Source organism: Pedococcus sp. P2_E5, from assembly GCF_056403895.1.
Window position 1 is genome coordinate 18,555 of sequence record NZ_JBFUEP010000014.1, and the last position, 13,241, is coordinate 31,795.

General features: G+C 71.8%; 12 protein-coding genes. 3 read left to right on the plus strand and 9 right to left on the minus strand.

The window, feature by feature from the left end; all coding sequences use genetic code 11:
- Positions 1-35: 35 nt before the first annotated feature.
- From AC1DVZ_RS06375 to AC1DVZ_RS06385, 3 genes are read left to right on the plus strand one after another with little or no spacing between them, the layout of a single operon-like run.
- Positions 36-881 carry an ice-binding family protein gene (locus tag AC1DVZ_RS06375; protein WP_477617339.1) on the plus strand — a complete coding sequence of 282 codons (846 nt, stop codon included), beginning with the start codon at positions 36-38 and terminating at the stop codon, positions 879-881.
- A gap of 5 nt (positions 882-886) precedes the next feature.
- Positions 887-1,654, plus strand: a complete 768-nt coding sequence (locus AC1DVZ_RS06380) for a L,D-transpeptidase (protein WP_477617340.1) — start codon at positions 887-889, stop codon at positions 1,652-1,654.
- Between the two features lie 55 nt (positions 1,655-1,709).
- Complete coding sequence (locus AC1DVZ_RS06385) at positions 1,710-3,686, plus strand: thioredoxin domain-containing protein (RefSeq protein ID WP_477617341.1); 1,977 nt, start codon at positions 1,710-1,712, stop codon at positions 3,684-3,686.
- A gap of 36 nt (positions 3,687-3,722) precedes the next feature.
- Here AC1DVZ_RS06385 and AC1DVZ_RS06390 read toward each other — a convergent pair whose 3' ends face one another.
- From AC1DVZ_RS06390 to AC1DVZ_RS06430, 9 genes are all read right to left on the minus strand, one after another.
- Entirely contained in the window at positions 3,723-4,457 is a 735-nt protein-coding gene (locus AC1DVZ_RS06390; RefSeq protein WP_477617342.1) for an FAD:protein FMN transferase, read from the minus strand.
- 5 nt (positions 4,458-4,462) lie between these two features.
- Positions 4,463-4,951 carry an FMN-binding protein gene (locus AC1DVZ_RS06395; protein WP_477617343.1) on the minus strand — a complete coding sequence of 163 codons (489 nt, stop codon included), beginning with the start codon at positions 4,949-4,951 and terminating at the stop codon, positions 4,463-4,465.
- An 8-nt stretch (positions 4,952-4,959) separates the two neighbouring features.
- Positions 4,960-6,420 (minus strand): ferredoxin reductase family protein, encoded by a 1,461-nt coding sequence (locus AC1DVZ_RS06400; RefSeq protein WP_477617344.1) that lies wholly within the window; start codon positions 6,418-6,420, stop codon positions 4,960-4,962.
- A 66-nt stretch (positions 6,421-6,486) separates the two neighbouring features.
- Positions 6,487-7,200, minus strand: a complete 714-nt coding sequence (locus tag AC1DVZ_RS06405; protein ID WP_477617345.1) for a nucleoside/nucleotide kinase family protein — start codon at positions 7,198-7,200, stop codon at positions 6,487-6,489.
- A gap of 6 nt (positions 7,201-7,206) precedes the next feature.
- Positions 7,207-7,989: a TSUP family transporter gene (locus AC1DVZ_RS06410; RefSeq protein ID WP_477617346.1), complete on the minus strand. Its 783-nt coding sequence runs from the start codon at positions 7,987-7,989 to the stop codon at positions 7,207-7,209.
- Positions 7,990-8,751 carry an HAD family hydrolase gene (locus tag AC1DVZ_RS06415; RefSeq protein WP_477617347.1) on the minus strand — a complete coding sequence of 254 codons (762 nt, stop codon included), beginning with the start codon at positions 8,749-8,751 and terminating at the stop codon, positions 7,990-7,992.
- Positions 8,751-10,565 (minus strand): proline--tRNA ligase, encoded by a 1,815-nt coding sequence (locus AC1DVZ_RS06420; RefSeq protein ID WP_477617348.1) that lies wholly within the window; start codon positions 10,563-10,565, stop codon positions 8,751-8,753. The genes AC1DVZ_RS06415 and AC1DVZ_RS06420 overlap by 1 nt, the downstream gene beginning before the upstream one ends.
- Before the next feature lie 394 nt (positions 10,566-10,959).
- A complete protein-coding gene (locus AC1DVZ_RS06425; protein ID WP_477617349.1) occupies positions 10,960-11,358 on the minus strand; it encodes a DoxX family protein in 399 nt (132 codons plus the stop codon).
- A gap of 42 nt (positions 11,359-11,400) precedes the next feature.
- Positions 11,401-13,209 (minus strand): HNH endonuclease signature motif containing protein, encoded by a 1,809-nt coding sequence (locus tag AC1DVZ_RS06430; RefSeq protein ID WP_477617350.1) that lies wholly within the window; start codon positions 13,207-13,209, stop codon positions 11,401-11,403.
- Positions 13,210-13,241 lie beyond the last annotated feature (32 nt).

The window sequence follows — 13,241 nt, forward strand, 5'->3', positions numbered from 1 at the left end:
GTCCGCAGCATTTCCTTTCTGTTAGGGCGCCCACCGTGGCCGCACGTCGCATCTCCATCGCCTCCTCCGCCTCCAATCCCACGCACCGCAGCCGCCGGCTTCTGACCGTCGCCTGCGGGCTGGCTGTGGCACTCCTTGTCGGCTTCGTGGGGACGCGGCCCGCGGAAGCAGCCACCGCTCCCGTCGGGATGGGGACGGCGGGCAGCTTCGCGGTGCTGGCCGGATCGACCATCACCAACACCGGGGCGTCCCGCATCAGTGGAAGCGCTGGCGTCAGTCCGGGCTCCGCCGTGGTGGGCTTTCCTCCCGGTCTGGTCTTCAACGGGACGATCCACCGCGCCGACGCGGTCGCGCTGCGGGCCAAGAACGATCTCACCACCGCCTACAACGATGCCGCCGGACGGAGCACCACGGCGACCGTTCCCCCGGAGCTGGGGGGCAGGACACTGGTTTCCGGCGTGTACACAGGGACAACGCTCGCACTGACCGGCACGCTCACCCTGAACGCCCAGGGCAACCCGAACGCCGTCTTCGTCTTCAAGTCGGCCAGCACTCTGATCACCGCTTCGGCGAGCCGCATCAGGCTGATCAACGGCGCCAGCCCGTGCAACGTCTACTTCCAGGTGGGCAGCTCCACCACGCTGGGGTCGAACTCCGTCTTCGTCGGCACCGTGATGGCCCAGGCCTCGATCACGGCAACGACCGGCGCCACCATTGCCGGTCGACTCCTGGCCCGCACCGGCGCGGTGACCCTGGACCGCAACACCATCACGCGGCCGGGCTGTGGGACGCCCGCTGAATCCACCCCGTCGGGCGCCGGCACACCGGGAGTTGCGGGGGCTGCGGTCCCAGTGCGCGCGGGAGCCCGTTTCACCGGGTAGCGGTCATGCCCCGGCGACGCCTGCCCCAGCTCCTCGTGATCGCCCTCGGGGCGACCGTGCTGGCAGGCTGCGCCCCCTCGGCACCGACCGACCCAGAGCCCGCCACCGCCACTGTGTCGGTCACCTCCACCCGGGCACCCGCGGCAGCCACCACGGCGCCCGGGACCGGCGACTCACCGTCACCCACCTCAGCCGTTTCTGCCACTGCCGTGGGCGATTCGCTTCCCGTGTACACGAAGCCTGACGGCCTGGTGGCCCACACCCTGGCGAACCCCCAAGCCAACGGAGCGCCGCGGACACTGCTGGTCCTGAAGCGCGAGGGAGCCTGGCTGCAGGTGTCCTTGCCCGTCAGGCCGAACGGCACCACCGGCTGGGTGCGGAGCGCCGACGTGTCGACCGCGCGGGTCCTGTACCGCATCGAGGTCTCGACCACCGCCCACCGGCTGCGGCTCTACAAGTCCGGGCGAGTGGTCGCCACCTTCCGCGCGGCAACCGGCACCGGGGGCACCCCCACCCCGCTGGGCACCTTCTTCCTCGCTGAGCTGCTGGCCCCGACCAACGCCGGCTATGGCCCGTACGCCTACGGCCTGTCCGCCTTCTCCGACGTCCTGACCAGTTTTGGCGGCGGTCCCGGCCAGATCGGACTCCACGGCACCAGCGACGCCTCCAGCATCGGCCGCTCCAGCAGCCACGGCTGCATCCGGCTCAGCAACAAGGACATCACCGCCCTCGCCAAGCTCCTGCCCCTGGGCACCCCCATCACCATCTCCTGAGCGCAAGCCGTACCCCATTCGTCCTCCCAGCGTCCTCTGAGGGAGAGTGGGACGTATGCCGAACCGTCTGGCCGACTCGACCTCCCCGTACCTGTTGCAGCACCAGGACAATCCCGTCGACTGGCAGGAATGGGGTCAGCAGGCGTTCGCCGAGGCGCGTGAGCGCGACGTCCCCGTCGTCCTCTCGGTGGGGTATGCCGCGTGCCACTGGTGCCACGTGATGGCTCACGAGTCGTTCGAGGACGAGGACGTGGCGCGGGTGCTCAACGCGGACTTCGTCGCGGTGAAGGTGGATCGCGAGGAACGACCCGACATCGACGCGGTCTACATGGCGGCCACGACCGCCCTGACCGGACACGGTGGCTGGCCCATGACGTGCGTCCTCACGCCCGACGGCGACCCGTTCTTCGCCGGCACCTACTTCCCCAAGGGCCAGTTCCTCCAGCTGCTCGCGGGGGTCACCGACGCCTGGACCACCCAGCGCGACCGCGTCCTCGAGAGCGGCGCCCACATCGCCTCGCGGCTGCGCGAGCTGTCGGTCCCCGTCACCGGGCAGGCCGTGGACGGGGAGGCGCTCGAGGCGGCGGCGGTCCAGCTGCGCGGCCAGTTCGACCACGGCGCAGCGGGATTCGGCGGCGCGCCGAAGTTCCCGCCATCGATGGTGCTCGAGTTCCTGTTGCGCCACCATGCCCGGACCGGCTCAGCCGATGCCCTGGCCATGGCGGCGAGCACCTGCGATGCGATGGCACGCGGTGGCATCTACGACCAGCTCGCCGGTGGGTTCGCCCGCTACTCCGTCGACGCCCGCTGGGTGGTCCCCCACTTCGAGAAGATGCTCTACGACAACGCCCAGCTGCTCCGGGTCTACACGCACCTGCACCGGACCACCGGCGACCCGCTTGCCCGGCGGGTCGCCCTCGAGACTGCCGAGTTCCTGCTGCGCGACCTGCGCACCGACGAGGGTGGTTTCGCCTCCGCGCTCGACGCGGACACCGACGGAGTCGAGGGCCTGACCTACGCGTGGACACCAGCCCAGCTGGCGGAGGTCCTCGGTGACGACGACGGCGCCCGGGCGGCCACCCTGCTCATGGTCACCACCGCCGGCACCTTCGAGCACGGCTCGTCCACTCTCCAGCTGCCGGCCGACCCCGACGATGCGGCGTGGTGGGCCGGCGCGCGGCAGCGGCTGTTCGAGGCGCGGCAGTCGCGCCCGCAGCCCGGCCGCGACGACAAGGTGGTCACCTCGTGGAACGGTCTGGCCATCGCCGGGCTCGCCGACGCGGGCGTGGTCCTGGCGCGGCCCGACCTCGTGGAGGCCGCAGCCGCGTGCGCGGAGTTCGTCGTCTCGACGCACGTCGTCGACGGTCGCCTGCGACGGACCTCGAGGGCCGGCACGGTCGGAACAGCCGCCGCTGTCGCCGACGACCACGGCAACCTGGCCGAGGGCCTCCTCGCGCTGAACCAGGCCACCGGCGAGGCGAAATGGCTTGCGGTCGCACGAGATCTGCTGACCACCGCGGTCGAGCGGTTCGCCGCCGACGACGGCGGGTTCCACGACACGAGCGATGACGCCGAGGCGCTGTTCACCCGTCCGCGCAGCGCCGCCGACAACGCCGAACCCTCAGGCCAGTCGGCCCTGGCCGGCGCCCTGCTCACCTGCTCGGCCCTGACCGGGGACACAGCGATGCGAGACCGGGCGGAGGCAGCGCTCGCCGCAGCAGGACAGCTGGCGGTGCGCGACCCTCGCTTCGCCGGGTGGACGCTGTCGGTGGCCGAGGCCTCCGTGACGGGTCCCCTCCAGGTAGCCGTCGTCGGCACGGACGCCGACGCCGACGCGCTGGTCGAGGCCGCGCGCCGCTCGGCCTCACCCGGGCTGGTCGTGGTGCACGGCGAGCCCGACGCCCCGGGTCACCCGCTCCTGGCCCAGCGGCCCCTCGTCGGCGGCGGCGCCGCGGCATACGTGTGCCGTGGTTTCGTGTGCGACGCCCCGGTGACGGACGTCGCGGCCCTCACCGCGGCGCTGGCTCGCTGACCCTTCGGCCGGCCGGGCCACATCCCCGCTGAGCCTTCAGAGCAGCAGTGACCGGTATGCCGGGTCGGCACCTTCCAGCGCCCGCTCCCCCACCAACGGGTCCACGAAGAGGGCCGTCGCCCAGACGTCGGCCCACAGGAGGCTGGGTCCCCAGACGGTCGCCGAACCCGCGCGGGCGATGGCCGCGCCGCTCCGCGGGTCGACGACGTGTGCGCCTCTGGCGGCCGCGCCGGAGGTGGCCAGTCCCCCGCTGAGCAACGGGACCGTCGCCGCGATGCCGCCCGGCTTCCTCGGATCCTCGATGCCGATGCGCCAGGTGGTCGGCGAGGCCGCGTGACCGGCGCCGGCCAGCAGGTCTCCGCCCGCGTTGACGCACCACGAGATCCCCGGCACGTGCCGCAGGTGCATCGCCGCCCGCTCGACGGCCCAGCCCTTGACGAGACCGGTCGGGTCGTAGCCGGCGGCTGTCCAGGAGGCGCTGAACAGCCCCGTCGTGCGCCGCTGCGCCTCGGCACACAGCTGTTCGACCTCGGCCAGCCAGGGATGCGCCTGCGCCGGGGAGAGGTCGCCGCGCCTCAACCGCACCAGCTCGCTGTCCTCGCGCCAGGTGCTGAACACCGAGTCGACTCGGCGCAGGACGGCAAAGGCCTGCTCGACGGCGGTCGCGGCCCCGGGACCATCCAGGCCGCCCCGGGCATCGCCGCGGAGGTGGATCGAGACGGGCATGCCCATGACCTGCTCGACGAAGGCTCGGCGGGGGGCCGTGGTCACCGCAGTCACAGGTTGGCCTGGTCGATGGCGGACTGCAGCGACGACAGGTAGCCCTCGGAGGTCACCGTCGCGCCGGACACCATGTCGATGTCGGCACTCTGCGCCTGCACGGCCTCCTGGCTGAGGACCGGCAGGGCCGCGGAGTTGATCTCGACGTCCTCGTGGTTTCCGTTCGGGTACACGATCGCCTCGGACGCGGTGATCTTCCCGTCCTGCACCGTGATCTGGACCTGCACCGGCCCCCACCGGGTCTGCACGGTGTCGCCGGTGTAGGTCTTGGCGGACGTGCCGCCCGAGCTGGAGGACCCGGAATCCGTGGTGCCGGAGCTGCTGCTCGACGAGCCGTCGGACGTCGTGTCCGACGCAGCGGCCGGCGCCTGGACCGAGGTCCCGGCGGCGAGCGTCGTGCCCGAGCCCGCGGTCGAGGTGTGGTAGCTGAACAGCAGCACCAGGGTGGTCAGAGTGGACAGCGCCCACAGGGTGATTCGTCGCATGGGTGCTCCTAGTACTCGAACCGCTCGAGGTGGATGTTGGTGGCCGGGACCCCGCAGTCGAGCGCCGCCCTCCGGGCGGCGTCCATCCAGGCGGGCGCTCCACAGAGGAAGACGTCCCGTTGGGCGACGTCGGGCACGAGCTGGGCCAGGGCGGCAGCGTCGGTCAGGTGGGCGGCCGCGGCCGGCAGCCAGGTGTCACGCCCGGGCACCCGGTGTCCCTCGACGGTGACGTACCGGGCACCGCGGTCGGTGGCGATCCGGAACAGCTCCTCACCGAGGACGAACTGCTCACGCGTACTGGCCCGATGGATCACCACGACCTCGCCGGGGTCCTGGTCGAGCCCCTCGAGGAGGGCCCGGATGGGGGTGATGCCGATCCCGGCTCCCATGAGCAGCACCTTGCGGCGGGTGCGGACGCCGGGGTGGAGCCGGCCGTACGGACCCTCGACGAGCACCCTCGCACCCGGCCGCAGGCCCGCCAGGCGTTGTGTGCCGTCCCCGACGAGGGCCGCCGTGACCCTCAGGTGTCGCCCGTCCGGGGCCGCCGACAGCGAGTAGGGGTTGGCCCTGGTCCAGCCGGGCCCGTCGACGAAGCGCCACTGGAAGAACTGGCCGGCGGCGGGTCGCATCCGTGCCACGCCGGGACCACCGACGACGACCGAGGTCACGCCGGGTGCCTCCTCGTGCACCGCGACGACGCGCAGCGGCGCCCGCAGGGAGCGAACCAGGGGCAGCCCCACCCGGAAGACGAGCACGGTCGCGGCGCACACGGCATACAGGCCCCACCAGAAGACCGTCGACGCCGTCGAGGCGAGGAACTCCTGCCCGGTCCACAGCTGGTGCGGCAGGGCGAGCCCGGCGCCGAGGTAGCCGTAGAGGTGGATGAGGTGCCAGGACTCGTAGCGCAGCCGGCGGCGCGCCTTGCGCACCGAGGTGACGACGACCAGGCACAGGGCGACCGTGCCGGCCAGCGCCAGCAGCATCCCGGGGTAGTTGACGACGAAGTCGACGATGGTGCCCCACAGCCCCAGGGGCGACGCCGCGGCGTACCCGAGCGTGATGAGCACGATGTGGGCCCACAGCAGGTTGAACGACGTGAACCCGACGAGCCGGTGGGTGCGCGCGAGCTCGTCCTGGCCCCAGGCCTGTTCGAACCACGGCACCCGGGCCATCAGGAACACCTGGACGAGCAGGAGGGCGGAGGCGACCAGACCCGTGAGCCGCCCCAGGCTGGTGAGCGCGCCCGAGAGCGACCCGAGGTCCTGGATGCCACCGTGCTGGACCCACAACGCGGTCACCCACAGCTGCACCAGCCAGAACGCGCTGACGGACGCGTCGCGCCACCAGCGCGGCACGACGCGCACCGCGGGGCGGCGGGCGTCGACTCGACCGGCGTCAGCGCGGTATGCCGCGTGGGCGCGCCCCGGAGAGGAGGTCACCGCGGCGGGCGGCAGGTCGGTGGTGGTCACATCCAGCACTGTGGATCGCCAGTCTGGGTGTTTGCTGTGCCCCAGCCATGACCGGTTCGTGAGTCCTCAGACCACCCGGCCGTCGACCAGCACGAGGTCCGCGGTGTCGCGGCCACCGGCGACGAGCCGGGCATTGGCCTCGTCGGACCGGTCGACCCAGGCCGTCGCGTCCCCGAGGGGCCGGCCGGTCTCCACGTGGCGGTCGATGAGTCGCTGGCGGCGTTGGTCGTCCGCCAGCGCGCAGAACCACGCCTCGTCGAGCAGCTCCCTCACAGGGCGCCACGCCGGGTCGTCGAGCAGCAGGTAGTTGCCCTCGGTGACGACCAGGTCCGCCTCAGGGCCGACCTCGATGGCCTCGTCCTCGGGCTCCCCCACCACGTGGTCGAAGGCTGGAGCCCGGACCACCACGCGCGGTGACCCGCGGACGGCGGCGAGCAGCGCGGCATACGCCTCGACGTCGAAGGTGTCGGGCGCTCCCTTGCGGCCCAGCCGGCCCAGCCGGCCGAGCTCGGCACCCGGCAGGTGGAAGCCGTCCATCGGCACGTGCGCCACGCGGCCTGCCAGTCGCGAGTCGGCCGCCGCGGCACGCAGCAGCGCCACGACCAGCGTCGTCTTGCCACCACCCGGGGGCCCGGCGATCCCCAATACCCGTCGGCGTCCTCCCGAAGCACCCGACACGAGGCGCGCGCACCGGTCCAGCAGTTCAGTCAGCGCGGGCAGTGCCGGGACGCCCGTGCCCTCCGGGACATCGGGGACCTCCGGCTCGCGGGTGGCATCCATCCGCAGTCAGCTCCACCAGCCGAGCACCGAGCCACCGATCCTGACGATGAACGCGACGAGCACCACCACGAAGACCACGCGCACGAACCTACTGCCCCGAGCGACCGCGGTGCGCGCTCCGACGTAGCCACCGGCGATGTTGGCCACGGCCATCACCGCCCCGATCTTCCACATGACGTGGCCACCGGGGACGAACACGGTCAGCGCCCCGAGGTTGGTGGCGAAGTTCGCGATCTTGGCCTTGGCGCTGGCCTCGAGGAAGGCGTAGCCCATCAGCCCGACCAGCGCGAAGACGAGGAACGAGCCGGTGCCCGGGCCGAGGGCCCCGTCGTAGACCCCGATGACGAAGCCCGTGATCATGGCGATGACGGTGTGCCGGTGACCGGCGAAGCGCAGCGCGGTCTCGGCCCCGAGGGAGGGCTTGGCGACGGTGTAGGCGCCGACGACGACCAGCATCCCGAGGATGATCGGGTTGAAGGCGGTCTTCGGGATGTGCAGCCCCAGCAACGCACCCCCGACCGCACCGAGGTAGGCGACGGCCGCCATCGGCAGCGCGGTGCGCAGGTCGGGACGCACCCTGCGCCAGTAGGTGATCGAGCTCGTCGTCGTGCCGAAGATCGAGGCGATCTTGTTGGTGGCCAGCAGCTGGGCAGGGGACGCCCCGGGGAAGCCGAGCAGCAGCGCGGGCAGCTGCACGAGCCCGCCACCGCCCACGACCGCGTCGATCCATCCCGCACCGAACCCCGCCAGGGCCATGAGCAGGACCGTCGTCAGGTCGGCGTCCGGCACCTACCGCCCCAGCCAGCCGTCGACGATCGCCAGGATGTCGAGCAGCTCGTGGGCCTGGGCGTCGGGGGTCACGTCGACCGCGACCTGCTGGCTCACCGGGATGTCGCTGTGCGGGATCCAGATGGCGCGCATCCCCACCTGCTGCGGCCCGTGGACGTCCTCGAAGAGGCGATCTCCGACGTAGACCGCAGCCTCCGGCGCGACGTCGACGGCCTTGCACGCCGCGAGGAACGCCTCAGGGTGCGGCTTCACGACGTGGATCTCCGAGGAGTAGACGTCGCCGTCGACCAGGTCGAGGACACCGTCCCGCTGGAACACCTCACGGTGGTAGGCGCGGCTCCAGATGGTGTTGGACAGCACCCCCACCTTGAGGCCGCGGTCGTGCAGCCCCTCCCAGAGTGGACGCACCTGGGGGTCGGTGTGGGTGTGCGGCTCCCAGAACCTCCGGTATGCCGCGAGCGCCAGGAGGTGCCGGTCGTGGTCCGCGTCGACCCCCGCCTCCGCGAGGATCGCCTCGATCGAGGCGCTCTCGTGGCTCTGGCGACCCCGCGACCAGGCCTTCTCCTCGGCCTCGTGGATCCGCATGGCCAGCGAGTCCGCCTCGGCGAGCTCCTCGGCGGGCATCCGCGGGTCCTCGACCGGCAGGCCGTGCACCTCCCGGGCGAAGACGCGCCACTGCTGGGGCAGGTCGACGTCGTGCCAGGGCGTGAGCGTCCCTCCCCAGTCGAAGATCAGCGCTTCGAGCGGAGCCGAGCCGCCCATCAGGCTTCGGTGCCGCTGGCCTCGGTGCCGCTGGCCTCGGTGCCGCGGACCTCGCGGACGACCTCGGCCACGACGTCCTGCACCGGCACCTCCCGGCGCTCGCCGGTGGCGCGGTCCTTGATCTCGACGATGCCGTTCTCGAGGGACTTGCCGACCACGACGATCGTCGGGACACCGATGAGCTCGGAGTCCTTGAACTTCACGCCGGGGCTGACCTTCTGGCGGTCGTCGTAGAGCACCGAAAGACCCTGGGCCTCGAGGGCACGCGTGATCTCCTCCGACTTGGCGAAGACCTCGGGGTCGCGGGTGACGTCCTTGCCGGTGGCGACGACGTGCACGTCGACCGGGCTGATCTCGCGGGGCCAGCGCAGGCCGAGCTCGTCGTGGTTGCCCTCGGCGACACAGGCCACGGCGCGCGAGACGCCCACGCCGTAGGAACCCATGACCACGGTCTGCAGCTTGCCGTTCTGGTCCAGCACCTTGAGGTCGAGCGCCTCGGCGAACTTGGTGCCGAGCTGGAAGATGTGCCCCATCTCGATGCCGCGGGCGGACTCCAGCCCGTGGCCACAGCTCGGGCAGAGGTCGCCCGGGCGCACGTCGGYCGCCTCGATCGTGCCGTCGGYGGTGAAGTCGCGACCGGCCACCAGGTCGACGACGTGCTTGCCGGGCTCGTCGGCGCCGGTGACCCAGCGGGTGCCCTCGGAGACCCGCGGGTCCAGCAGGTAGCGGATCTTCGAGGCCGACTCAGACCCGAGCGCGCCGGGCCCGATGTAGCCCTTGACGAGCGCCGGGTTGGCTGCGAAGTCCTTCTCCTCGAAGGCTTCCACCTCGGCCGGGTGGACCTGGGCACCGAGCCGCTTCTCGTCGATCTCGCGGTCACCGGGCACGCCGATGGCCAGGGGCTCACGGGTGCCGTCGGGGTGGACAAGGGTGACGATGACGTTCTTGAGGGTGTCGCCCGCGGCCCAGGGCCGGTCCTCGCGGGGGAAGTGCGCGTTGAGGTGGGCCACCAGCGTGTCGATGGTGGGGGTGTCGGGAGTGGCCTCGGCGTGCGCGGCCGGCACCCCGGCATACGACACGGGGTCGGGGGCCGGGACGCGCACGGCCTCGACGTTCGCGGCATAGCCGCAGTGGGGGCAGCGGACGTAGGTGTCCTCGCCGTTCTCGGCGGTGGCGAGGAACTCCTCGCTCTTGCTCCCGCCCATGGCGCCGGCCATCGCCTGGACGATGACGTAGTGGAAGCCGAGCCGGTCGAAGATGCGGATGTAGGCGTCACGGTGCAGCTGGTAGGCCTTGTCGAGCCCGGCGACGTCGATGTCGAAGGAGTAGGAGTCCTTCATGACGAACTCGCGGCCCCGCAGCACCCCGGCCCGCGGACGCGCCTCGTCGCGGTACTTGGTCTGGATCTGGTAGATCGCCAGCGGCAGGTCCTTGTAGGACGAGTACAGGTCCTTGACCGCGAGGGTGAACATCTCCTCGTGGGTCGGCCCGAGCAGGTAGTCGGCGCCCTTGCGGTCCTGCAGGCGGAAGATGTTGGGGCCGTACTCGGTCCAGCGACCGCTCGCCTCGAACGGCTCCTTGGGCAGCAGCGCCGGGAAGAGCAGCTCCTGGGCGCCGATCTCGTCCATCTCCTCGCGGACGATGGTCTCGACCTTGCGCAGCACCCGGAGGCCCAGGGGCAGCCACGTGTAGATGCCGGGGCTGACGCGTCGGATGTAACCGGCCCGGACGAGCAACCGGTGGCTCGGCACCTCGGCATCGGCCGGATCCTCGCGAAGGGTTCGCAGGAACAGGGTCGACATGCGCAGGGCCACGTGGCACTCCTCGGTTGGCGGACAACCCCCAGAGGATATCGGTGGGTATGCCGCGGGCTCACCACGGTTTCCCTCCTCGCCTCCGCGGTGGGGACGGGCGCCGCCGACAAGAGCGGTCCTGCATCGACGCGACGGGGGGTGACCTGCAGGTTTGGCCCCGGGCGGCTTGTGACACTGTCCGTTTTGCGCCAGTCTGTGGGTTCGGGTCGGGGGTTCCGAAGCGGGTGGGGTGTGGTTCGCGTGTGGCCGTTCAGACGAAGGCGATCGATGGACCCTCGAGAGCAAGAGGCTCTCAGGACTGCCAAGGCGAAGGCAGCGCGGGACCGCGCCGACAACAACGCGCGGCAACCGGCAGAGCAGACCACGTCCTAGGAGCGTCGAAAGCCCCCTCGGGTCAGCGGCCCGCGGCCTTGAGCGCGGTGCGGATCAGTGGGAGCTGGAGTGGCAGCCGGGCCACGGTCCCCGCGAAGGCGGCCTGGGCTGCCGGCGTCCCCTTCCGCTGCGCCCGCTTGCCGTAGTTGGCACTCATCTGGACGTTGCCCGGCAGGATGGCGAGGAGCAGCCCGGCACTGGCCCACCCGGCATACCGGCGGGTCCGGGGGTGGAGCAGGCCCGCCGCGCAGACGAGCTCGGCGACGCCCGAGAGGTAGATCAGCTCGCGCCTGCGCGGCAACGAGTTCGGCACCAGCGGCTCGAACACCTCGGGCTTGACGAGGTGGGTCGTCCCCGAGGTGATGAACAGGCCGGCGAGGCCGACGATGTCCTTGGTGAGGGGCGCGACGGTGCGGGGCATGCCGCCATCCTGTCAGGCACGGCTCCCATCCCCCGTCGTCGCCTAGAACGGCGGCGGGTCATCCGAGGACAGGCCCCGGATTCGGCGCGAACTCGAGCGATGTCGGTGGCGGTGGCGGCGGAACAGGAGCTCGTCCACGTCGAGCCGGTCGCGCACCCGGACGATCTCCACCCTCGAGCACCCCCTCGGCGAGACCCGCTCGATGCGGCTGATGTCGATCCGCTGCCCCGTCCGCAGGGCGCGGCGGTTGTGGGCGGTGAGGGTGCGGGGATGGCAGGCGAGTTCGACGAGGACGCCTTCGGTCAGGTGCTCGAAGGCCTCCTCCAACACCGACGGCAACTCCCCCGCCAACTCCGAAGCCGACGGCCCCAGCTCCGCTGGCAACTCCGACTCCGACCCCAACTCCGTCCGCGACGTGGCAACGACGGGTGGTGGCGCCGCCACCTCCTCACCCTGGAGGTGGTCGAGGGGCAGGGTCGTGCTCTCGTGGCCAGTGGGATCGGTCCAGACCAAGGTGCCGTCGGCGTCGAGTCGCGCTCGCCACCGCGGCCGTTGCTTGATGCGGTGGTGGCGTCGGCACAGACACACCAGGTTGGTCGGGTCGGTCGCGCCCACCGGCCAGGGCACCACGTGGTCGACGTCGCAGAACCTCGCACTGATGGCGCACCCCGGGAAGCGGCACTGCCCGTCCCTGGCCTTGACGAACTCGATCATCCACTGCGGCGGGCGATAGCGACCCGGGTCGGCGGTTGGGAGGTCTCGACGTCTGCCGGCTTTACGCTGCGCACCCATCGGCAGGGACGTGAGCGCCCCCGACGTGTCGTCGCACGCCACCACGTCGACTGACGCCGGCGGTCCATTCCCGCGACCGCGCGGCATCCGCGGCCTCGCCACCGACGCGACCCAGGAGGCGCGCACGTGGGTCACGCCCGGCATACCGAAGCCCGTCACGGGCACCAGCTCCGCAGCATCCGCTGAAGGACCCGGGACAACCCCCGCGTCACTCGCTGCGCGCTCGGCGTGAGTCGCCTGGACGGCCGCTGCCTCGCTTGCCACCGCGCTGGCCGGGACCGTCAGGTGAACGGTCACCTCGCCGGTGGCCCGGGCGTGGATGAGGTCCATCAGGGCGTCCGCGCGGGCCTGCTCGATGCCCGCGCACCTGCCGTCGGTGACATAGCCCCGGGCCAACCCGTCGACCACGGACCACGCGCTCCTGGACTCCTCGACCGGCACCTTGGCACTCCACTCGTCCACGCCGGGAGCGAAGGCACTGCGCCGCAGCGACCGCTCAGCCCGCGCACGTTCGGCCTTGCGCCGGACGAGGTCAGGGTCCACCGACGCCAGGGCGCGGCGCGTCCGGCGGCGCAGCGCACCTCCCGCTTCGGTGCCGAGCCGCGAGCCGATCTTGTCGGCCACCTCGGCGCACACCTCCGGCGTCGCGTCGACGAGTTCTTCCGCAACGATCCCGGCGCGGTAGGCGTCGAGCCGGCCCGCCGCCATGGCCTCGACCAGGGCAGGGTGACGGGTCACGAGGTCCACCGCGGTCGCGACCCGGTCAGTCGCTCCGGACGCGGTGAGCCCCAACCGGTCCTGCACGAGCGCCGGGGCGTCCAGCCGCTGGTGACCGAGCCCCCGGAACTCCTCCTCGATGGTGCCGTCTTCACGAACCACGTCCTCGGTCGCGGCCACGTGCGCGAGGGCAACCGTCTGCACTGCCGCGATGACGTTGAGCAGCTGTTGGCACGAACCCGCCAGCTCCACCCACTCCTCGGCCGACGCATCGGACCCGATTGCACGCACCCGACCCAGCTCCGCCTGGAGTCGGAGGTGGAGGGCGGCGAGTTCGAACATATGTCCACCCTAGCCGAAGACCGCAGCCGTCT

Coding starts and splice junctions, on each gene's coding strand:
- AC1DVZ_RS06380 (WP_477617340.1), top strand. CDS start 887: ATGCCCCGGCGACGCCTGCCCCAGCTCCTCGTGATCGCCCTCGGGGCG.
- AC1DVZ_RS06385 (WP_477617341.1), top strand. CDS start 1,710: ATGCCGAACCGTCTGGCCGACTCGACCTCCCCGTACCTGTTGCAGCAC.
- AC1DVZ_RS06395 (WP_477617343.1), bottom strand. CDS start 4,951: ATGCGACGAATCACCCTGTGGGCGCTGTCCACTCTGACCACCCTGGTG.
- AC1DVZ_RS06405 (WP_477617345.1), bottom strand. CDS start 7,200: ATGGATGCCACCCGCGAGCCGGAGGTCCCCGATGTCCCGGAGGGCACG.
- AC1DVZ_RS06415 (WP_477617347.1), bottom strand. CDS start 8,751: ATGGGCGGCTCGGCTCCGCTCGAAGCGCTGATCTTCGACTGGGGAGGG.
- AC1DVZ_RS06425 (WP_477617349.1), bottom strand. CDS start 11,358: ATGCCCCGCACCGTCGCGCCCCTCACCAAGGACATCGTCGGCCTCGCC.
- AC1DVZ_RS06430 (WP_477617350.1), bottom strand. CDS start 13,209: ATGTTCGAACTCGCCGCCCTCCACCTCCGACTCCAGGCGGAGCTGGGT.